We start from the raw sequence: 18,463 nt of genomic DNA on the forward strand, positions 1-18,463 counted from the left end.
CATGCCTCTGCCCGCCACCGCGCTGATCCTGCTCCTGGTCACCGGCGCGGCGGCGGCCGGGGCCGCGGCTCCGCTGGCCGGCCGGTTCGGCCATGCCTACACCGCCACCGACGGCGAAACCGTCTGGACGATCACTCCGCATCGCGACGGCGACTACCGCGTGCAGCAGCCAGGCAAGCCCGAGGCTCCGGCCGCAGTGCTCGACGACAGCCAGCGCATCGCGTTCTGGCAGAAGATGGACTGGGACACGGCCACCGCCGCCGGGGCGAACTGCCTGCATTGGGGCGAGCCGGTCGCCGACTCGCTGCGGGACCTGTTCGACACCCCGCCGGCGGCCGCGCCGGTGCTGCGCCGCTCGCTGCTGTGCCACCTGCCCGGCCCCCAACGCGCACAGATCGGCTGGCTGGCCGACAACGCCAGCGACTGGTTCTATTACGACGCGCTGAGCGGGGTCATGGAAATCACACCGCTGCCATGAATCCGGCCGCTCCAGCCTCCGGCAACGCCACGCACCGGCCGCTGCTGTGGCTGGTATCGCTGGGCATCTTCATGCAGATGCTGGATTCGACCATCATCAACACGGCGTTGCCGGCGATGGCCCACAGCCTGGGGGAAAGCCCGCTGCAGATGCAGTCGGTGGTGTTCAGCTACGCACTTGCGGTGGCCAGCTTCATTCCCGCCTCCGGCTGGATCGCCGACCGCCTCGGTACCCGGCGCACCTTTCTGGCCGCGATCATCCTGTTCACGCTGGGCTCGCTGGCCTGCGCGCTGTCGCCCACGCTGCAGTGGCTGGTGGCCGCCCGCGTGCTGCAAGGCATCGGTGGAGCGATGCTGCTGCCGGTCGGGCGGCTAGCGGTGATGCGCTCGGTCCCGCGTGAGCAGTTCCTCGCCGCGATGAGCTTCATCGCCATTCCCGCGCTGATGGGGCCGCTGATGGGGCCGACACTGGGCGGCTGGCTGGTGGAAGTGGCCTCGTGGCACTGGATCTTCCTGATCAACCTGCCGATCGGGATGATCGGCTTCATCGCCGCGCTGCGGATCATGCCCGACCACCGCGCCCAGCAGAGGACCCGTTTCGACCTGCCCGGCTACCTGATGCTGGCGCTGGGCATGGTCGCGCTTTCGCTGGCGCTGGACGGCATCTCCGGCGTCGGCCCGGCCCACGCGCTGGTGATGCTGCTGGCGGTGATCGGCATCGCGGCCCTGGCCGGTTACTGGCTGCACGCCGCCGGCAGCGGCAACGCCCTGTTCCCGCTGTCGCTGTTCAAGGTTGTCAGCTTCCGGATCGGCATCCTCGGCAATCTGTTCTCGCGCATCGGCAGTGGTGCGATGCCGCTGCTGATTCCCCTGCTGCTGCAGGTGGGCCTGGGCATGAGCCCGATGAACGCCGGCATGCTGATGATCCCCGTGGCGCTGTCGGCGATGGTCGCCAAACGCGCGGCGGTGACGCTGGTGGAGCGCTTCGGCTACCGCCGCATCCTGATGCTCAATACGGTCTGCGTGGGACTGGCGATGGCCAGCTTCGTGTTCGTCACCCCGGAGCAGTCCCCGTGGCTGCGGTTGCTGCAGCTGGTCCTGTTCGGCACGTTCAATTCGATCCAGTTCACCGTGATGAACACCGTGACGCTGCGTGATCTGGATACCGCCCAGGCCAGCAGCGGCAACAGCCTGCTGTCGCTGGTGATGATGCTGGCCACCGGCTTCGGTGCCGCCGCAGCGGGCAGCCTGCTGGCGACCTTCGGCACCCACCTCAGCGGCGACGACGCGATGTCCGCGCTGCACGCCACCTTCGTCTGCGTCGGCGCGATCACCCTCAGTTCGACCCTGGTGTTCTGGCAGTTGCCGGACAACCACCCGGATCCGCGGGCGGTGGAAGAAGTGGTGGAATGATCACACCAGCGGTGGCACACCCGCCGCACTGCGCGGCCGCGCGGCCAGTACCTTGGCGATCTTGGCCAGCAGCAGCTGGGCGCTGACCGGTTTGCGCAGAAACCCGTCAAATCCCGCCTCCCTGGCTTGCTGCTCGGCCTCGCCATCCGAGCGCGCCGTCACCGCCACCAGCGGCATGTCATAGCCCAGCGTCCGCAACTGGCCGGCCAGCACCAGACCGTCGATGCCGGGCAGATCCAGATCCAGCAGCGCCACGTCGAACGCGCGCCAGCTGACCTCGGACAAGGCCGCCAAGCCGTGCGGCACGTGCACCACCTGGTGCCCGTTCACCGCCAGCAGGCCGCTGATGACCTGCGCGATCGTGGCGTCATCCTCCACCAGCAGCACCTGCAAGGGCGGCAGCGGTGCAGGGCCGGTGCCCGCCGCGCCGGCGGCGTCGACCGCCACCTGGCGCCAGGCCAGCGGCAACTGCACGCTGAAGCAGGTGCCCCGTCCCGGCACACTGTCCACCTCGATGCTGCCGCCCATCGCACTGACCAGCTCGTTGCAGATCGCCAGCCCCAGCCCGCTGCCGCCGTAGCGGGCCGCGGTACGTGCGCCATCGGCCTGCTCGAAGCGACGGAACAGACGCTTGCGCTGTTCGAAATTGATCCCCGGGCCGGTATCGCGGATATCGAACCGCACGCCGCGCCCCCCGTCCTGCAATGACACCTGCAGTACCACCGAGCCCTGGCCGGTGAACTTGATCGCATTGCTCAGCAGATTGAGCAGGATCTGGCGCAGACGCATGGCATCGCCGTCCACCTGGGTCAGGGCGGGCACGCTGCTGTCAACGCGGAATTCCAGCCCGCGACGCTGCGCCAGCGGCTCCATCAGCGCGCACACTTCTTCCAGCAGCTGCTGCAGATCAAGCGGCTGCTGCTGCAGTTCCAGCTTCCCGGCTTCGATCCGGGCCAGATCCAGCGCATCGTTGACCAGCCGCAGCAGGTGTTCGCCGGCGCGATGGATGGCCTCGGTGTAGCCGCGCTGGCGCTCGTCCAGTTCGGTGGAGAGCAGCAGCTCGCTCATGCCCAGCACGCCGGTCATCGGCGTGCGCACCTCATGCCCGAGCGTGGCCAGGAAACGGGTCTTGGCCAGCGACGCCTGCTCGGCCAGTTCCTGCTTGTGCAGCGCCAGCTGCCATTCGCTGCGGCGGCGCAGACGGCGCCGGTACAGCCAGGCAAACAGCAACAGCAGCAGCCCCACCACCACCGTCAGTACGATCACCCCGCCCAGACTGCGCCACCACGGCGGCTGCACATGCACGAGCCGCGTCTGCACTTCCGACCAGACGTTGTCGGAGGTCTTCGCCTGCGCCTGCAAGCGGTAGCTGCCCGGCGGCAGCTGCGAGAACACGCGCTCGCCCGCCGCGCCCACCTCCACCCAGTCCGGGTCATAGCCTTCCAGGCGGAAGCGGTAGGCGTTGGTCGCCGAATCGGCGAAAGACAGCAGCCGCGCGGTGATATGCAGATCGCGGTCCCCGTCCTCGATCTCCAGCGAACGCTGGTGGGTGAGGTCATGCTCGCTGTCGCCGCGGCGCACACTGACCCGTTCGATCACCAGCGGCGGCTGGCGGGTGGACGGCTTGACCCGCGTCGGATCGAACAGCACCACCCCCTCGGGCGTACCACCGGCGATCTGTCCGGTGGTCGCCTGGACCAGGGCGCGGCGCCGGAATTCCTGCCCCGGCAGGCCGTCATGCACGCCGTACAGGCGGATTGAACGGCTGGCCGGATCGATCCGCACCAGTCCGCGCGCACTGCTGGCCCAAGCCACGCCCTCGGCGTCCACCACCAGCCCCGCGGGCGCCAGCGCCGGAAATTCACGATCGGTGCCGACACTGTCCAAGCGGGAAAGCTTCTGTCCGTCCCACAGGTACTGGTCCATGCGCCCCAGCCCGGCCATCCACACCACACCGCTGTCGGTGGTGCGGAACACATATATCCGATCACGGGGACTACCGGGCACCGGCTCGAAACGCGCCAACGCCGGGTTCCATGCCATCAGTCCAGTCGCCGTGGCCAGCCACAGATGATCCTGTGGCCCGCAGCGCATGTCCTCCACCGGGGTGACCGGCAAGCCCGCCCCCCCCAAGGGCAGCGAACGCAGCACCCGCCCGTCGCCGTCACGCTGCTGCAGCCCGCCACGTTCGGAATAGATCCAGATCGTGCCGCCTTCGCAGATCTGCACCAGATCGCCATCGCCGGGCAAGGCCGGATCCGTGCTGTCCTCCCGGTACCAGCGCCGTAGGGCGCCGGTTTTCGGGTCATAGCGCACCAGCGCATCCAGACTGCCGATCCATACCCGCCCCTGGCCATCCTCGACCAGCGACTGCGGCCAGTTGTTGCCGTCGATACTTCGCACATGGTGCTCGACCGCACCGGTGGCCGGATCCAGCCGGTCCAGCGCGCCCCGGGTGCCGGTGATCCAGATGCCGCCGGAGGCCGATGGCGCCAGCGCCAGCGCGTAGGGATTGCGCAGCGATGCCGGATCGTCCAGCCGGCGCGAAAGCACCGAGAACTGGCGCCAGCTCGGCGGCAGATGCCACAACCCGGCATTGGTACTGGCGAACCACAGCCCGCCTTCGCGGTCCTCGTGGGCACTGGACCAGTTCGGCTTGACCAGCCCGCGCTCCTGGGTGCTGTACAGCGGCACGTTGTGGACTCCGGTGTTGCGCATCCGCCCCAGCCCGTAACGGGTGTCGAGCCAGTAATTGCCGTCGCCGGAGTACTGCAGCATGTTCAGTACTTCGCTGGACGCCAGGCCCTCCCAGACCGGCATCCGGAACCGGCCATCGGCCTCGCGCACCACCACCCCCTCGTTGGTGGCGACCCACAGCCGGCCCTCACGGTCCACCTTCAGACCATTGATCACCAGCGACGGCAGCACCTCTTCGCCAAACCGCTCGAATCCGTCGCCATCCCAGCGTGCCAGCCCGCCCTTGGTCCCCACCCACAAGCTGCCATCGCCGGTAACCGCCAGATAGCCCACGGCCGCGTGCGGCAGACTGCGCCGGTCACCGGCCACCGGCATGAAGCGCCGGATCTTGCCGTCCCCTCCCAGCCGGTGCAGGCCGGCGGTGGCGGTGCCGAACCAGAGGTTGCCATCGGCGGTGGAGGCGATGCTCCAGACCGTGTTGCTGCCGATCTCCGGGAAGTGCTCGCGGTCATAGAAACGGAAGCTGCGGCGGTCGGGGGACAGCATCACCAGACCGGCGTTCTGGGTGCCTGCCCAGAGCCGGTTGCCGGCATCCACATGCAGGCTCCACACCAGGTTGTCGCGCAGGCCGTCGCCGGCGCGCCAGATGCGGTAGTTGCGCCCGTCATAGCGCGCCAGACCATCGCGACTGGCCAGCCACAGATAACCGAAGCTATCCTCGGCAAACGCATTGATATTGCTCGAGGGCAGGCCATCGGCCACGGAGATCTGCCGCGGCTGCGGCGTCGCCGGCACATCGGCAAGCACCGGCAGCGCCAACGCCGCCAGCATCCATCCGTAGAACCACAAAGTCATTCGAGTCATTGCGCCAGTATTCCATGTGCGTGCGCTGCCGGCATTTGCTGCGGCCACAGCGCCGGACGTCCGGCCATCGCCAACAGCCCCCGCGATCCAGCCTATCGTGCGTACCGTCAAGCGCTGGATGATCCAAACGCCGCAGCCGACCTCCAGCGACGGACGCCAGCGTCCATCCCGGGGCCGGACAAAACCCGGCGTCGATCACCGCTGCGGTGTCCTTCCCCACCGGCAAGTAACAATCCTTTGCTCAGCGTGCGCACAATGCCCACCGGCTGTGCGCCTAGAATCCAGACACCCCGAACCGGAGCCGGACCGTGCCGCGACTGCTGATGATTCTGTTCTGCGCCCTGCTGCCGCTGGTTGCCACAGCCCAGCCGGAGCGCTACCGGATCGATCCGGTCCACACCCGCGTCCTGTTCGCCATCGAGCATGCCGGCTTCTCGCAGGCGCTGGGCACGGTATCGGGCACGGAAGGCGTGCTGGAATTCGATCCGCAGGACTGGTCCAGCGCGCGCCTCGACGTGGCGGTGCCCCTCACCCGGCTGGACCTGGGCGATGACAAATGGAACCGTGCCACGCTGGCGCGCAACCTGCTCGATGGCGAACGCTTCCCGCAGGCACACTTCGTCTCCACCCGCATCGAACCGGTCGATGCGAACCGCGCCCGTGTCCACGGCCAGCTGACCCTGCGCGGGGTCACCCGCGATACGACCCTGGAGGTCACCCTCAACGCACTCAAACGCTATCCATTGCCGCCGTTCCGGCGTACGGCCGGCTTTTCGGCAACGGCGGTAGTGAGCCGTGCCGATTTCGGCATCGACGCCTGGCAGTCCGTCATCGGTGACCGGGTCGAGTTGCGCATCGAAGCCGAAGCCGTGCGCGACGGCAACGCCGAGGCGCCGGCAGGGGCCCCCGACATTATTCCCACACCTGCAGACGACACTCTGCAGGACGCGGCCGATGCCGCCCTGAACAATGAAATGGACAAGCACCCATGACCCTGAAGAACACCACACACCGTTGGGGCGGCGTCAGCAAGACCCTGCACTGGCTAATCGCCCTGCTGATCCTGGCCCTGGGCATCGTCGGCCTGGTGATGGGCGAGTTCCCCAAGACGCCGAAGTATTTCTGGATCTACACGATGCACAAATCCATCGGTATCACCGTACTGGTGCTGGTCGCACTGCGGCTGCTGTGGCGACTGTATGCCGGTGCGCCGCACGCCGTGCCGGGTACGCCCGGCTGGCAGGAACGCATCGCTTCGCTCACGCACTGGCTGCTGTATCTGCTGATGTTCGCCCTCCCGCTGTCCGGCTGGCTGTACGACTCGGCCAGCGGTCTGCGCCCGTTCAAGCTGTTCGGCCTGGTGGAGATGCCCAAACTGGTGGCCCCCAGCGAGTCCGCCAGCCAGGTCTCCCATGCCCTCCACGAGTACGGCTTCTGGGTACTGATCCTGCTGGTGCTGGCCCATGCCGGTGCCGCGCTCTACCACCACATCCACCAGCGCGATGCCACGCTCGTGCGCATGCTGCCCGATGGCTGGCTCCCCACCCCACAGAAGGATTCCGCATGAACATCAAGCTCACCTCTCCCACGGCTGTCGCGGCGGCACTGGCCGGCCTGCTGGCCATCTCCCCTGCGATGGCCGCCGACTACGTACAGGCGCCCGGCTCGATCCTGGTGTTTGCCAGCAAGTACGACGGCGAAGTGTTCACCGGCACCTTCCCCGGCTTCCAGACCCGGGTCAGTTTCGACCCGGCCAACCCGGCCGCGGGCAAGCTCGACGTGACCATTCCGCTTGCCGGGGCAAAGAGCGGCAACAGCGACCGCGACTCGACCCTGCAGGGCGCCGACTTCTTCAACGTCGCCCGTTTCGCCCAGGCCCGCTACACCGCCAACGGCTTCCGCGCGCTGGGCAACAACCAGTACGCAGCTGACGGTACGCTGGAACTGCGCGGGGTCAGCAAGCCGGTGACCTTGACCTTCAGCTGGACGCCGGGCGCGCAGCCGGTGCTGACGGGCAAGGCCACGGTCAAGCGGTTGGAGTTCGGCGTGGGCGGCGGCGACTGGGCCGACACCGGCACCATTCCCAACGAAACGGCGATCAGCACCAAGGTGGTGCTGAAGAGCGCGCCCTGACCGCAACGCCCGCGTGCTGCGGCGCCTGCCTCTGCCCGCAGCCGCCGCACGGCACACACGCCAACCGTGGCACGCCCTCCTGCCGGACGATCACCGCCAGGCGATCAGGCTGTCGGCGCTGAACGGCCAGTCAAGCTCGGCGCCGGAGGCTGTATGGCGCAGCACCGGCACGCGGGTGCCGTAGCGGGCCTCGAGCTGTTCGTCGCCATCGATGAAGACACTATCGAACTCCGGCGCGCGCGCCTGCGCCAGCACCGCCAGCGCCAGGTCGCACAGGTGACAGTCATCGCGCTGGTACAGAACCCACTGGCTCATCGGCTGCTCCACGGCGGGAATGCTGCGCTGCAGGCAAGGCCCGCAGCGGGGAGCCCGTAGAATAGCCGCCCTCTTACCGCAGTACGCAGAACCCGCATGTCCGTCAGTACGTTCGACCTGTTCAAGATCGGCATTGGCCCGAGTTCGTCACACACCGTCGGCCCGATGCGCGCGGCCGAACGCTTCGTGCATCGCTGGCTGCTCGATCCGGGCCGCCTGTCCGATGTGGTGCGCATCCGCGCCGAGGTGTTCGGTTCGCTGGCCCTGACCGGACGCGGCCATGGCACCGACAAGGCGGTGCTGCTGGGTCTGGAAGGCCACCGCCCCAATGCGATCGACCCGGACATCATTCCGGCCACGCTGGAGCGCATCCGCAGCAGCAGGCGCATCACGCTGATGGGCCAGCGCGAGATCGCCTTCGACGAGAAGCGCGATCTGGCGATGAACAAGCGCCAGAAACTGCCGTACCACACCAACGGCATGCGTTTTACCGCCTACGACGCCGACGACCAGGTCATCGCCACGCGCGATTACTACTCGGTGGGCGGCGGTTTCGTGGTCAACGAGGACGATGCCGCCGACGACCGCATCGTGCCCGACCAGACCCCCGTGCCGTATCCGTTCAAAAGCGGCGACGAGCTGCTGGCGCAGGCCGCACGCAGCGGCCTGAGCATCGCGGCGATGATGTTCGAGAACGAGAAGTGCTGGCGCAGCGAGGAGCAGATCCGGGCCGGGCTGCGCGAGATCTGGGAGGCGATGCAGGCCTGCGTCACCCGCGGTATCCGCTCCGAAGGCACCCTGCCGGGCGGCCTGAATGTCAGCCGGCGCGCGCCGGCGCTGTACCGCGAACTGTCCGCACGTCCGGAGGCGGCGATGCGCGATCCGTTGACCACGCTGGACTGGGTCAACCTGTACGCGCTGGCCGTCAACGAGGAAAACGCCGCCGGCGGCCGCGTGGTCACCGCGCCCACCAACGGTGCGGCCGGCATCATTCCCTCGGTGCTGCACTACTACGACCGTTTCTGCCCGGGCAGCAGCGAACAGGGAATCTTCGACTTCCTGCTCACCGCCGCGGCGATCGGCATCCTCTACAAGGAAAACGCCTCGATCAGCGGTGCCGAAGTCGGCTGTCAGGGCGAAGTGGGCGTGGCCTGCTCGATGGCCGCCGGCGGACTGATGGCCGCACTGGGCGGCAAGCCGGGACAGATCGAGAACGCTGCCGAGATCGGTATGGAACACAATCTGGGCCTGACCTGCGACCCGATCGGCGGGCTGGTGCAGATTCCCTGCATCGAGCGCAACGCGATGGGTGCGGTGAAGGCGATCAACGCCGCGCGCATGGCCATCCGTGGCGACGGCAAGCACAAGGTGTCGCTGGACAAGGTGATCAAGACCATGCGCGATACCGGTCGCGACATGCAGGACAAGTACAAGGAAACCAGCCGCGGTGGCCTGGCGGTGAACGTCATCGAGTGCTGACGGCCGCGTCTTGCAAGGATGCGGGCCGGCCTCACAGAATCGGGCCATCGCAAGGTAGATGCAGGGGCAGGGATGCATACCGAACAGGAACCAGGTCATGAGCCGCCGCCGGTGCCACGCCCGGCACATCCGCTGCGGGCCAAGCCCACTCCACGCAGGAGCGGGCTCACCCTGACCAGGCTGGTGCTTGCGGTGGGCATCCTGCTGGTCCTGGCCTGGTTCATTGGCGAGCGGAACTCAGGGAATTCCGATTCCGCCCAGGCTTCCGTCTCGGCCGAACCGGAAGCGCCCGTCCCCCGCAACGCTGGCACTCGGTCCGAAGCGCGGGTGGTGCAAGGCCAGAAATCCACCACGTTGCGGCAAGTGGAAGACGCGCGCATGCAGGTGGGTGAGCAAGGTACGGTGCTGCGCATCGAAGGCAGCGTCGGCAGGAATTTCGCCACCCAGCTGCAAGCGGCATTGGATGCCAACCCGTCCCTGCAGCGCATCGACATCACCAGTGGCGGCGGTTACGCCCAGTCCGGGCTGGAAGCGGCACGGATGATCCGCCGGCGCAATCTCATTGTCCGCGTGCACTCCCACTGCGCGAGCATGTGCGTCGGGCTGTGGGCCGCCGCCGCGCAGCGGCAGATGGAACCGGATGCCCTGATCGGCCTGCACCAGTGGAACGCCCAATGCGAGGCATTCCCCTCGCCGGCCCGGGAAGAGTGCCGCCACCAGATCCAGTTCATGACCGACCACGACTCCAGCTATGACGCCTGGCTGCGCGATGCCGGTTTCAACCAGTATCTGCTGGACCTGCAGTCCAGCACCGCGGCGGAAGACATCGCCGTGCTAGATGTCCTGCAGCTATGGGAGAACGGGGTGGACTTCAGCGTGGTCAACCGCGACGGACGCCGCATGAGCCGGGCCGAGGTACAGCAGCATCTGGCCGCGAAAAGCAGGTCGCGCTAGCCGCCAGGGTCTTGTCCCGCCTCCGGGTTGCCGTGTGATTGCATATCCCGCCGCAAGCACGGGCACCGTTGCCGCTCTACACACGCGTGCGCAGCTTCAGCCCCCCCTCCAGCGCCAGCAGCCCCACCGCGACCCAGATCGCGAGATAGGTCGGCCACTGGTCCTGGCCCACGCTCTCGCCCAGCAACAACGCGGCCAGCATCAGCAGCACCGGCTCGACATAGGTGATCAGGCCGAAGAGGCTGAAGGACAGCATCTTCGCCGCCAGCATGTAGCACATCAGCGCCACGGCACTGACCGCACCCAGCAGCGGAATCAACCCGTACAGCGCCGGCCGCTGCACCAGCATCTGTGCCAGCGCCTCGCCATTGCCGACTGCCGCCCACCAGGCGACCGGTGACAGCAGCACCAGTTCCACCCAGAAGCCGCCCAGGTGTGCCACGCCGAGATGCCGCCGCACCAGAAAATAGGCCGGGTAGCCCAGCGCCACCAGCAGCATTTCCCAGGACAAGCCGTGGTTGCCCAGCAACGCCCACGCCACGCCCGCCGCGGCACTGGTCACCGCCAGTTTCTGCAGCGCGGACAGGCGCTCGCCATAGAAGACCCGGCCGACCAGCACCATCACCAGCGGCAGCAGGAAATAGCCCATCGACACCTGCAGCGCGCGCCCGTGCAGCGGCGCCCACAGAAACAGCCACAGTTGCACGCCCACCATCGCCGCGCAGGCCGGCATCGCCAGCCACAACCGGCGGTCCTGGCGAAGCCGGGCCAAGGTCTGACTGATCAGGCGCGGCTCGCCGCCGACATGCAGCATCAACGCCACCAGCGGCACCGCGAACAGCACGCGCCAACCAAAGATGTCGGTTCCCTGCAGCGGCGCCAGCCACGGGCTGGCGTAATACATCAGACCGAACAGCAGCGAAGCCGCCAGCGAAACCACCACACCTTTGGACACGCGCCACTACCTGTCGAGAAGATCACCGCAGGCCAACCACCGGCGCGGTCAGGCCCGGAGCACGGCAGCCGGCAGTCTGCCTGTGCAAGCTGCCAGCGGACGCCAACTCGCGGATGCGGCGCCGGGCACCATGATAAGGCGCGACAGGTGTCAGCCGCCGACGATGCGCAGCACGTCATCCAGCAACGCCGCTGCCGTCACTTCAGCACCGGCGCCCGGCCCCTGGATCAGCAGCGGCTGGCGGTTGTAGCGATCGCTGTGGATCGCCACCCGGTTGTCCGTCCCGCGACCGCCGGCCAGCGCGTGATCGGCCGGCAATGCGCGCAGCCCCACGTGGGCACCGTCCCGGTCCAGACGTCCGACAAAGCACAGACGCAATCCTTGCGCCTGTGCCTGGCGCAGCTGCGCCTCCAACGGGGCATCCAACTGCTCCAGCGCGCTGTCCACCGCCGAGGCCGGCAACGCGGCCAGCGCGGCCGGCACCAGCGATTCCACCCGAACCTGTTCGGCCTCCAGCGGCACGCCGGCGGCGCGGGCCAGAATCAGCAACTTGCGCCGTACATCCTCGCCGGACAGATCGATCCGCGGATCCGGCTCGGTGTAACCGGCCGCCGCCGCTTCCCGCACACAGTCCGAAAACGGCTGGCTGCCGTCATAGCGATGGAACAGCCACGCCAGCGATCCGGACAGCACCCCCTCGATGGAATGGATGTGGTCACCGCCGGCCACCAGCGCGCGGAGGCTGGCAAGCAGTGGCAACCCGGCACCGACGGTGGCGGCATCGCCGTAACAGGCACCCGTGCTGGCGGCGGCATCCGCGATCTGCCGCGCACGTGCCAACGCGGTGCCGTTGCCCAATTTGTTGGCGGTCACCACGTGGATACCCTGCCCCAGCCAGCCGGCATGATCGGCGGCCACATCCTCGCTGGCCGTGGCGTCGATGACGATATCGCCGACGCGCAGGCGACCGATTTGCTGCCGATGCACCGGCTCATCACTGCTGCGCACAGCGGAGCGAGCCTGCGACAACGCCCGCTCGGGCGTATCCGCGCAGGCCAGGGCAATGCGCGAATTGGCCACCACATCCAGCGTGGGCAGCGCCAGCTGGCGTTGCTGCAAGGTCTGGTAACGGGCCACGAAGGCCGAACCGACGGTACCGGTGCCCAGCAGCACCAGACGGGCCTGTGCCGCGGCGACTGTACGCAACTGCGCGCTCATGCATCCACCGTTTTTCGCTGGGCATCACGCTTGCCGTCCGCGATCACCCGGGCGGCACGCGCCAGACCGGCCTGCAGGTCGGCGAGCAGATCTTCGGTGCCTTCGATACCTACCGACAGGCGCAGCAGGCTGTCGGAAATGCCGGCCTGGGCACGCGCTTCAGGCGTCATGGCCGCGTGGGTCATCGTCGCCGGATGGGCCACCAGGCTTTCCACGCCCCCCAGCGACTCGGCCAGGGTGAAGTAGCGCAGGCCATCGAGGAAGGCACGTACCGCAGCCTGCGGGTCGGCACCGCCACACTCGGCCAGTTCGAACGACAGCATCGCACCGAAGCCCTTCTGCTGGCGTGCGGCCACCGCATGGCCCGGATGCGAAGCCAGACCCGGGTAATAGACCCTGGCCACCGCCTCGCTGAGGGCCAGCTGGTCGACCAGCGCCCGGGTGTTCTCCTGATGGATGCGCAGGCGCGCATCGAGCGTGCGCAGGCCGCGCAGGGTCAGGAAGGCATCGAAGGGCGAGCCGGTCAGGCCCAGCGCGTTGGCCCACCACGACAGCTGCTGGTGCAGCTCCGCGTCACGGGCGATCACCGCACCGCCGACCACATCGCTGTGGCCGTTGACGTATTTGGTGGTCGAATGCAGCACCACATCGGCGCCAAAGGCGATCGGGTTCTGCAGTGCCGGCGACAGGAAGGTGTTGTCCACCACCACCTTGGCACCGGCCTTGTGTGCGGCATCGATGACGAAACGCAGGTCGGTGATGCGCAGCAGCGGGTTGGACGGGGTTTCCACCAGCACCAGCGCCGGTGACTGGGCCAGCGCCTCGGCCAGCGAACGCGGATCGGTCAAATCGGCGGTGATCAGCTCGAAATGGCCCTTGGTCGCCAGCGCGTTGAACAGGCGCCAGCTGCCACCGTAGGCATCGTGCGGCACCACCAGCTTCTCGCCCGGCTTGAGCAGTGCGCTGAGCACCAGATTGATCGCGCCCATGCCGGTGGCGGTGATCACGCCGCCGGCGCCGCCTTCCAGTTCGGCCAGCGCCTCGCCCAGCAGGTCACGGGTCGGATTGCCGCTGCGGGTGTAATCGTACTGGCGCTTGTTGCCGAAGCCGTCGAAGCTGAAGTTGGACGACAGCACGATCGGCGGCGTCACCGCACCAAAGGCGGTATCGCGATCAATACCGGCGCGAACCGCGGTGGTGGCACTGCTGCAGGGAAAATCGGAAGCGGCGGACAGGCTCATGCGGTTTCTCCGGGAAGGCGAAGGGCGTTGGCGAGGATCGCGTCGATGCGATCGGTTTCTTTGAGGAAGGCGTCGTGGCCATAGGGCGAGCGCAACACGCGAAGGCTGCCGCGCGGGCCCAGTCCCTCGACCAGCGCGACGAGATCGGACAGCGGTACCAGCCGGTCCCCCTCAACGGCGACCACCAGCGTCGGCACGGCCACAGTGGCCGGCTCGATGCGGTGCAGATCGATCGATTCGGACAGGCGCAGGTAGGCGTTGACGCGGGTGCGGGCGACGTACTGCGCGCCGGCGGCATCCAGATAGTCTTCCGCGGCGACGCGCACGCGCCCGTTCACCACTTCCGGAGCGGCATCGAACCGCTCGCCGAACTCCTCCGGGGTGCGGTAGCTGAGCATCGCGAACTGGCGGGCCAGCGCCAGCCCGTGGGTTTCGGCACATTGCAGCTGGCCCAGGGCGACCGCCCGGCGCTGCAGCGCACGCCACGCCGAGGCATAGGGATGCGGACGGTGGGCGCCACTGACCGCAATCAACCTGGCCAGCCGCTGCGGATGGCGGATCGCCAGCTGCAGGCCGACCAGCGCGCCGTAGGAATAGCCGACGAAACCGTGCAGCTGCTCGATATGCAGCGCATCCAGCAAGGCGGCGATGGCATCGGCCTGGTCGGCGGTGTCGATTGGCACATCCACATCGCCATCGGCGCCGATGAAGTCGAACCCGAGCAGGCGCCGGCGCTGCGGGTCCAGCGCGCGGGTCGGCCCGACCAGGCCTTCGGCCCAGCCCTTCTCGCCGAATACCGGATTGGCGGCCAGATGCCGGTGCGCGGAAATGCCACCGGCCACCAGCACCACCGGCGCCGCTTCCACACCCACCAGCTCATAGCGCAGACGCAGCACGCGCGCTCCGGCGTGGCGCATCGACAGCGGCACCGTGAGTTCGCCGCGCACAGCACGGATGCCGCCCCCGGTACGGGGCGAAGCGACGGCGGAAACGTCTTGAAGGACGGCGACGGTGGCGAGACTCATGGCGATATCCGGTAAGGAGCGGCCATCGAGCTTCGCGGAGCTCGCGTTCGACATGCGGAGGTGCAGATCGAACCATCTTTTCGGCGGACGCGTGGTCCCCGCAGGATTTGGCACCAAACACAGGCGCTGGCGCGTCTGCTGGTTGCCCCGGCTTCAAAGGGCCTGTCCCTCTGCCGGTCTCGATGGTGGGGCAACAATGCCAGCGCCCCCGAGACCTGTCAATCCTTTTATCCGGATGGAGAGATGGAAAGGTTTCTCCGGCAACCAAAGCACCATACTTGGGCGACCGCACTCACACTGGCCACCGTGCAAAACCCCCTTTTTTTCCTGCTGTTGACCTGCGCCTGTCTGCTGGCCGGACCGCGCGATGCCGCCGCCGAAGGCCCGCAGTGGCGACGTGGCTGGGGGTTGGGACAGCCCCCCCACCCCGTCCGGTCTGCGCACAGCAGTGGCTTTGCCGATCTGCAACTGCAACCTCAAAGCGGCGGGCATGCGGTGATCGCCCGCAACCTGCTCGCCGGCCCGGTACAGATCCGTCTGCAGGGCAGTGATGCACGGCTCAGCCCGGCCCCACGGGTGCTGGCCGCCGCTGAACAGCGCCGCCTGGCCTGGCTGCCTGCCAACGGCCCGGGCGCCCGGCTGCTGCTCGATGCCGTTCCCGGCGCCCCGGTCGCCCGTCCAGATGATGTGCTTTACCGCCTGCCTTTCGCCGGCGGTAAAGCCCGGGTGAGCCAGGCGTTTGGCGGCCGCCACAGCCACAATGATGCGCAGAACCACTACGCGGTGGACTTCCCGCTCGCCGAAGGCACGCCGGTGCTCGCCGCACGCGCCGGCGTGGTGATGCAGGTGTTGGATGCCGCCACCGGCGAAGCCAACCTGGTCCGGATACTGCACGCCGACGGCAGCATGGCGCTGTATGCGCACCTGCAAGCCGGCAGTGCCGCGGTCCGGCCCGGGCAGAAGGTGGAAATCGGGCAACGGCTCGCCAATTCAGGCAATACCGGGCGCAGCAGTGGCCCGCACCTGCATTTCACCGTCCAGCGCAACGCCGGCATGGCGCTGGAATCGCTGCCGTTCCGCATGGCCGATGACCGCGGCGAGCTGCAATTTCCGCGTGAAGACAACGGCGGCGGCGACTGAGTCACGCGCCGACGGGCGTCCCGCTATAATCGACGGCTCTTTTGCTCCGAAGCGCCCGTGCGGGCGCGCTCGCCATGTCCGAAGTCGCCTCCGAAGCCGCGCGTCGCCGTACGTTCGCCATCATCTCCCACCCTGACGCCGGCAAGACCACGCTGACCGAAAAGCTGTTGCTGTTCGGCGGTGCGATCCAGATGGCCGGCTCGGTGAAGTCGCGCAAGACCAGCAAGCACGCCACCTCCGACTGGATGGCGCTGGAAAAGGAGCGCGGCATCTCGGTCACCTCCTCGGTGATGCAGTTCCCGTACGAGGACAAGATCGTCAACCTGCTCGACACCCCCGGCCATGCCGACTTCGGCGAGGACACCTACCGCGTGCTCACCGCGGTGGACTCGGCGCTGATGGTGATCGACGTGGCCAAGGGCGTGGAAGAACGCACCATCAAACTGATGGAGGTCTGCCGCCTGCGTGACACCCCGATCATGACCTTCATCAACAAGCTCGACCGCGAGGGCAAGGACCCGATCGAGCTGCTGGATGAAGTGGAAACCGTGCTCGGCATCCAGTGCGCGCCGGTGACCTGGCCGATCGGCATGGGCCAGCGCCTGAAGGGCGTGGTGCACCTGTTGACCGGCGAAGTGCACCTGTACGAACCGGGCCGCAACTTCACCCGCCAGGATTCGACCATCTTCCCGTCGCTGGACGCGCCAGGTCTGGCCGAGAAGATCGGCGAGAAGATGCTGGCCGACCTGCGCGACGAGCTGGAGCTGGTGCAGGGCGCCAGCCATCCGTTCGACCTGGACGAATACCTGGCCGGCAAACAGACGCCGGTGTTCTTCGGCTCGGGCGTGAACAACTTCGGTGTGCAGCCGTTGCTGGACTTCTTCGTCAAACACGCACCTTCACCGCAGGCCCGTGCCACCACCGGCCGCGATATCGCTCCGCAGGAAGACAAGCTGACCGGTTTCGTGTTCAAGATCCAGGCCAACATGGATCCACAGCACCGCGACCGCGTGGCCTTCATGCGCGTGTGCTCGGGCAAATTCACCGCAGGCATGAAGACCTTCCATGTGCGCACCGGCAAGGAAATGAAACTGGCCAACGCGCTGACCTTCATGGCGTCCGACCGCGAGATCGCTGCCGAGGCCTGGCCGGGCGATGTGATCGGTATCCACAATCACGGCACCATCTCCATCGGCGACACCTTCACTGAAGGCGAAGCGGTGACTTTCACCGGCATTCCCAACTTCGCCCCGGAACTGTTCCGCCGCGCCCGCCTGCGCGACCCGCTCAAGCTCAAGCAGCTGCAGAAGGGCCTGGCGCAGCTGTCCGAAGAAGGTGCCACCCAGTTCTTCCGCCCGATCATGAGCAACGACCTGATCCTCGGTGCAGTCGGCGTGCTGCAGTTCGATGTCGCCGCCTACCGCCTGAAGGACGAATACGGCGTGGAGGCGATCTTCGAGCCGGTCAGCGTGGTCACCGCCCGCTGGGTACACTGCGACAACGCCAGGAAGCTGGAAGAGTTCCGCGAGAAGAACGCCAGCAACCTGGCCATCGATGCGGCCGGCCAGCTGGTGTATCTGGCGCCGACACGGGTCAACCTGCAGCTGGCGCAGGAACGCGCGCCGGATGTGCGCTTTGCCGCAACCCGTGAAGCAGCGCACACGGTTTCTGTGGCCTGAGCCCGATGCCGGCGTGCATACGCCGGCGTTCGGAGGGATGATAGCGGTCACCGGGCATTCCCCCTGCCCGCGTCATCTGCCTACATGACCACAGCTGCTTCCATCCGCGAAGAAATCGCCAGTGCCTTGACCCATGGGTTGGGCGCGGTGGCCGCACTCGGCGCCAGCGCCGTCCTCATCACCCTGGCCGCGATCTACGGTGACGGCTGGCAACTGGCCAGTGCCATCGTCTTCGGTGTCGCCCTACTGCTGCTCTACACCGCCTCCACGCTGTACCACGCCATCCAGCACCCCATCGCCAAAGGCCGTCTGAAGGTCTTCGACCACTGTGCGATCTACCTGCTGATCGCCGGCACCTACACTCCCTTCACCCTGATCGGTCTGCGCGGCCCCTGGGGCTGGGGCCTGTTCGCCGCGATCTGGTCGCTGGCCGTATTCGGGGTGATCTTCAAACTGTTCTATACCGGCCGCTTCAAACTGCTTTCGACGATCATCTATATCGTGATGGGCTGGCTGGTGGTGGTGGCGATCAAGCCAATGTGGCATTCGCTGGACGGATTCACCCTCGGCTGGCTGTTCGCCGGCGGCGTGTTCTATACGCTGGGCACCGTGTTCTACCACCGCGAACAGCTGCCCTACTCGCATGCGATCTGGCACATGTTCGTGATCGGCGGCAGCGTCTGCCACTTCGTCTCGGTGACCGCGCAGATCCTGTGACAGGAAACCACCCACACTGGCGCACCGCCGGCGGTGGGCGACGGATCCAGCGGCGGGACGAACGGTCATGACCTGAAGGGCGATGTGGAAATCGACGCCACCGGCCAATGGCTTACGCGCGGGCGGCGATTCGATTTCCCACACTCACCGAACATC

16 protein-coding genes and 1 riboswitch are annotated in these 18,463 nt (G+C 67.5%); of the genes, 10 read left to right on the plus strand and 6 right to left on the minus strand.

Annotation, left to right across the window (positions count from 1 at the left end; genetic code table 11):
- Position 1: 1 nt before the first annotated feature.
- Together ARC78_RS07595 and mdtD are read left to right on the plus strand one after the other, a co-directional pair.
- Positions 2-478, plus strand: coding sequence for a hypothetical protein (locus ARC78_RS07595; protein WP_057506028.1), 477 nt, complete (start codon positions 2-4; stop codon positions 476-478).
- A complete protein-coding gene (mdtD, locus tag ARC78_RS07600) occupies positions 475-1,890 on the plus strand; it encodes a multidrug transporter subunit MdtD (RefSeq protein WP_054660608.1) in 1,416 nt (471 codons plus the stop codon). The genes ARC78_RS07595 and mdtD overlap by 4 nt, the downstream gene beginning before the upstream one ends.
- Here mdtD and ARC78_RS07605 read toward each other — a convergent pair whose 3' ends face one another.
- Positions 1,891-5,451 carry an ATP-binding protein gene (locus ARC78_RS07605; protein WP_241772699.1) on the minus strand — a complete coding sequence of 1,187 codons (3,561 nt, stop codon included), beginning with the start codon at positions 5,449-5,451 and terminating at the stop codon, positions 1,891-1,893.
- 323 nt (positions 5,452-5,774) lie between these two features.
- Here ARC78_RS07605 and ARC78_RS07610 point away from each other — a divergent pair, with 323 nt between their 5' ends.
- From ARC78_RS07610 to ARC78_RS07620, 3 genes are read left to right on the plus strand one after another with little or no spacing between them, the layout of a single operon-like run.
- Positions 5,775-6,443, plus strand: a complete 669-nt coding sequence (locus tag ARC78_RS07610) for a YceI family protein (RefSeq protein WP_057506038.1) — start codon at positions 5,775-5,777, stop codon at positions 6,441-6,443.
- Positions 6,440-7,018, plus strand: coding sequence for a cytochrome b (locus ARC78_RS07615; protein ID WP_054659560.1), 579 nt, complete (start codon positions 6,440-6,442; stop codon positions 7,016-7,018). The genes ARC78_RS07610 and ARC78_RS07615 overlap by 4 nt, the downstream gene beginning before the upstream one ends.
- Entirely contained in the window at positions 7,015-7,584 is a 570-nt protein-coding gene (locus ARC78_RS07620; RefSeq protein WP_057506029.1) for a YceI family protein, read from the plus strand. The genes ARC78_RS07615 and ARC78_RS07620 overlap by 4 nt, the downstream gene beginning before the upstream one ends.
- A gap of 90 nt (positions 7,585-7,674) precedes the next feature.
- On the opposite strand, the gene ARC78_RS07625 is transcribed toward ARC78_RS07620, so the two are convergent.
- A complete protein-coding gene (locus tag ARC78_RS07625; RefSeq protein WP_054659845.1) occupies positions 7,675-7,899 on the minus strand; it encodes a glutaredoxin family protein in 225 nt (74 codons plus the stop codon).
- 96 nt (positions 7,900-7,995) lie between these two features.
- Here ARC78_RS07625 and ARC78_RS07630 point away from each other — a divergent pair, with 96 nt between their 5' ends.
- Both ARC78_RS07630 and ARC78_RS07635 read left to right on the plus strand, forming a co-directional pair.
- Positions 7,996-9,378, plus strand: coding sequence for an L-serine ammonia-lyase (locus ARC78_RS07630; protein ID WP_054659835.1), 1,383 nt, complete (start codon positions 7,996-7,998; stop codon positions 9,376-9,378).
- 330 nt (positions 9,379-9,708) lie between these two features.
- Positions 9,709-10,332, plus strand: a complete 624-nt coding sequence (locus tag ARC78_RS07635) for a hypothetical protein (RefSeq protein WP_145974295.1) — start codon at positions 9,709-9,711, stop codon at positions 10,330-10,332.
- Between the two features lie 76 nt (positions 10,333-10,408).
- On the opposite strand, the gene rarD is transcribed toward ARC78_RS07635, so the two are convergent.
- The 4 genes from rarD to metX all read right to left on the minus strand — a co-directional run bounded on the left by rarD (position 10,409) and on the right by metX (position 14,825).
- A complete protein-coding gene (gene rarD, locus ARC78_RS07640) occupies positions 10,409-11,287 on the minus strand; it encodes an EamA family transporter RarD (protein ID WP_054659841.1) in 879 nt (292 codons plus the stop codon).
- 150 nt (positions 11,288-11,437) lie between these two features.
- Positions 11,438-12,505 (minus strand): homoserine dehydrogenase family protein, encoded by a 1,068-nt coding sequence (locus tag ARC78_RS07645; protein ID WP_057506031.1) that lies wholly within the window; start codon positions 12,503-12,505, stop codon positions 11,438-11,440.
- The gene (locus tag ARC78_RS07650; RefSeq protein ID WP_054659984.1) at positions 12,502-13,746 is read right to left on the minus strand and encodes an O-succinylhomoserine (thiol)-lyase; all 1,245 of its coding nucleotides are present in this window, start codon (positions 13,744-13,746) and stop codon (positions 12,502-12,504) included. The genes ARC78_RS07645 and ARC78_RS07650 overlap by 4 nt, the downstream gene beginning before the upstream one ends.
- Positions 13,743-14,825, minus strand: a complete 1,083-nt coding sequence (metX, locus tag ARC78_RS07655; RefSeq protein WP_241772700.1) for a homoserine O-succinyltransferase MetX — start codon at positions 14,823-14,825, stop codon at positions 13,743-13,745. The genes ARC78_RS07650 and metX overlap by 4 nt, the downstream gene beginning before the upstream one ends.
- Before the next feature lie 15 nt (positions 14,826-14,840).
- A riboswitch (SAM riboswitch) is annotated at positions 14,841-14,960 on the minus strand.
- A 117-nt stretch (positions 14,961-15,077) separates the two neighbouring features.
- On the opposite strand from metX, the gene ARC78_RS07660 reads away from it, so the two are divergent.
- The 3 genes from ARC78_RS07660 (at position 15,078) to trhA (ending at position 18,307) form a co-directional block, all read left to right on the plus strand.
- Positions 15,078-15,911: a M23 family metallopeptidase gene (locus tag ARC78_RS07660; RefSeq protein ID WP_241772701.1), complete on the plus strand. Its 834-nt coding sequence runs from the start codon at positions 15,078-15,080 to the stop codon at positions 15,909-15,911.
- A gap of 74 nt (positions 15,912-15,985) precedes the next feature.
- A complete protein-coding gene (locus ARC78_RS07665) occupies positions 15,986-17,590 on the plus strand; it encodes a peptide chain release factor 3 (protein ID WP_054659673.1) in 1,605 nt (534 codons plus the stop codon).
- 84 nt (positions 17,591-17,674) lie between these two features.
- A complete protein-coding gene (gene trhA / locus ARC78_RS07670; RefSeq protein ID WP_054659675.1) occupies positions 17,675-18,307 on the plus strand; it encodes a PAQR family membrane homeostasis protein TrhA in 633 nt (210 codons plus the stop codon).
- Positions 18,308-18,463 lie beyond the last annotated feature (156 nt).

Origin of the sequence: Stenotrophomonas pictorum JCM 9942, from assembly GCF_001431585.1 — a bacterium.
Classification (GTDB): domain Bacteria; phylum Pseudomonadota; class Gammaproteobacteria; order Xanthomonadales; family Xanthomonadaceae; genus Stenotrophomonas; species Stenotrophomonas pictorum.

What these genes read in the sequence shown, in the direction of transcription:
- ARC78_RS07605 (WP_241772699.1), bottom strand. Translation starts at nt 5,451, where the DNA reads ATGACTCGAATGACTTTGTGGTTCTACGGATGGATGCTGGCGGCGTTG.
- ARC78_RS07595 (WP_057506028.1), top strand. Translation starts at nt 2, where the DNA reads ATGCCTCTGCCCGCCACCGCGCTGATCCTGCTCCTGGTCACCGGCGCG.
- metX (WP_241772700.1), bottom strand. Translation starts at nt 14,825, where the DNA reads ATGTCGAACGCGAGCTCCGCGAAGCTCGATGGCCGCTCCTTACCGGAT.
- ARC78_RS07665 (WP_054659673.1), top strand. Translation starts at nt 15,986, where the DNA reads ATGTCCGAAGTCGCCTCCGAAGCCGCGCGTCGCCGTACGTTCGCCATC.
- ARC78_RS07645 (WP_057506031.1), bottom strand. Translation starts at nt 12,505, where the DNA reads ATGAGCGCGCAGTTGCGTACAGTCGCCGCGGCACAGGCCCGTCTGGTG.
- mdtD (WP_054660608.1), top strand. Translation starts at nt 475, where the DNA reads ATGAATCCGGCCGCTCCAGCCTCCGGCAACGCCACGCACCGGCCGCTG.
- trhA (WP_054659675.1), top strand. Translation starts at nt 17,675, where the DNA reads ATGACCACAGCTGCTTCCATCCGCGAAGAAATCGCCAGTGCCTTGACC.
- ARC78_RS07620 (WP_057506029.1), top strand. Translation starts at nt 7,015, where the DNA reads ATGAACATCAAGCTCACCTCTCCCACGGCTGTCGCGGCGGCACTGGCC.
- ARC78_RS07610 (WP_057506038.1), top strand. Translation starts at nt 5,775, where the DNA reads ATGATTCTGTTCTGCGCCCTGCTGCCGCTGGTTGCCACAGCCCAGCCG.
- ARC78_RS07615 (WP_054659560.1), top strand. Translation starts at nt 6,440, where the DNA reads ATGACCCTGAAGAACACCACACACCGTTGGGGCGGCGTCAGCAAGACC.
- ARC78_RS07625 (WP_054659845.1), bottom strand. Translation starts at nt 7,899, where the DNA reads ATGAGCCAGTGGGTTCTGTACCAGCGCGATGACTGTCACCTGTGCGAC.
- ARC78_RS07630 (WP_054659835.1), top strand. Translation starts at nt 7,996, where the DNA reads ATGTCCGTCAGTACGTTCGACCTGTTCAAGATCGGCATTGGCCCGAGT.
- ARC78_RS07650 (WP_054659984.1), bottom strand. Translation starts at nt 13,746, where the DNA reads ATGAGCCTGTCCGCCGCTTCCGATTTTCCCTGCAGCAGTGCCACCACC.